The organism is Ruminococcus sp. OM04-4AA, assembly GCF_003462585.1.
In the GTDB taxonomy this organism is placed as follows: Bacteria; Bacillota; Clostridia; order Lachnospirales; family Lachnospiraceae; genus Mediterraneibacter; species Mediterraneibacter faecis.
The window spans coordinates 1-1,313 of record NZ_QTZH01000147.1; the positions used below are offsets into that span (position 1 = coordinate 1).

Annotated in this window: 3 protein-coding genes; all 3 read right to left on the reverse strand. The window is 29.2% G+C overall.

Annotated elements, in window-relative coordinates:
* Positions 1-469, reverse strand: a 469-nt coding sequence (locus DXB52_RS15790) for a lantibiotic dehydratase (RefSeq protein ID WP_181989238.1), incomplete at its 3' end; no start/stop codon positions are given.
* A 1-nt stretch (position 470) separates the two neighbouring features.
* Positions 471-1,028: a lantibiotic dehydratase gene (locus DXB52_RS15795; RefSeq protein WP_118108060.1), complete on the reverse strand. Its 558-nt coding sequence runs from the start codon at positions 1,026-1,028 to the stop codon at positions 471-473.
* On the reverse strand, positions 1,013-1,313 hold a 301-nt coding region (locus DXB52_RS15800; RefSeq protein WP_147343401.1), incomplete at its 5' end, for a lantibiotic dehydratase. The genes DXB52_RS15800 and DXB52_RS15795, both read right to left, overlap by 16 nt.

Consider the following 1,313-nt stretch of genomic DNA (forward strand, 5'->3'; position numbering starts at 1 on the left):
ACTTTTTTCCGGATATAAAGAGAAAACAAAATTCATTTGCATAATGATTTCCTTTAGAATCCTTTATCCAAAACTTGTTCTCTATGTCTATAGCTTCCATTAACAAAACTGCCTCTCTAGATTTTTTTATAATTTGATATAGAAGAGTTATTTGGATATCATCATCTAAATCAAGTAACAATCGATTGTCTCCTTGAGCGATATATACATATCGAACAATCTGCCATTCCTTACGCACTCTTGTAAATTTTTCTTCCCAACTTTCTGTTTTTGATTTTTGTAAAAATATCTTTTTTTCTAACACCCATGTAGCGGGCGCAAGGATTGTTTTTCCCAATATAATTCTCGGTGTATATGCTAAGCCAAATGATTGAAACAATCCTAAGATACTTCCAATTCTCGCATGTTCTAAATTAGATATATCTCTCAATAATCGAAACGCATCGCTTCCTATAATAGGATTTAGCATATTATTCGAAATTATCTTTTATTTTTTTATTTAATGAAAAAGAATATGCAAATAATTTATTTGAAATTCTATCTACCCCTATTCCAATATCCGATATTTTTATTTCTTGTTTATCCTTTGAGCCATTAGTATTAAAAGATATTTGGTACTCATAACTGTTTGTATTCATTGTTACATTATCCAATCTCCCATTTCTAGAAAATTCACACAATGATGCAATAATATAATCTTCGCTCAGTGTTTTCTGCTCTTTATTTGCGAATTCCTTTACAATGCATTCCTCAATCATGTCTGAGAATCTTCCCCATGATCTTCCTGCAATATCACAAATACTAGCACCAGTAAATAAAATTTGAAAATTATTTTTGTCAATATCAGATTTTTCTTTTGCAAGAACTTCAACAAATATATCAACAGAGGGTAACTCTGTTAAAGGAGTAATATTTAACTCTGAGAGTATATCATCTAAATCTTTTTCAATGATTTCTACTTCATTTTTTCCATTTATGAGTGCATATTGAATTTTAGTCCAAATATATTCTTTTATCCTTTTGCACAATGTTGTTTCATAACCAACTTCCTTATTTCGATAGCATTTTGCTCCTGTATACCTGCAGGTATTCCTATTCCTATATCATTATCAAGTACTTCCATTACTGGAACAACTCTATGATAACCATATTTTTCAATAAAATCATTTTTATATTTTGACAAAAAATCTGTTTCGGCTGCTTCTGAAATTTTTGAAAAGCAATTAAGTACTTTTTCACATTTTGACAAAAAATCTGTTTCGGCTGCTTCTGAAATTTTTGAAAAGCAATTAAGTACTTTTTCACATTCTTTT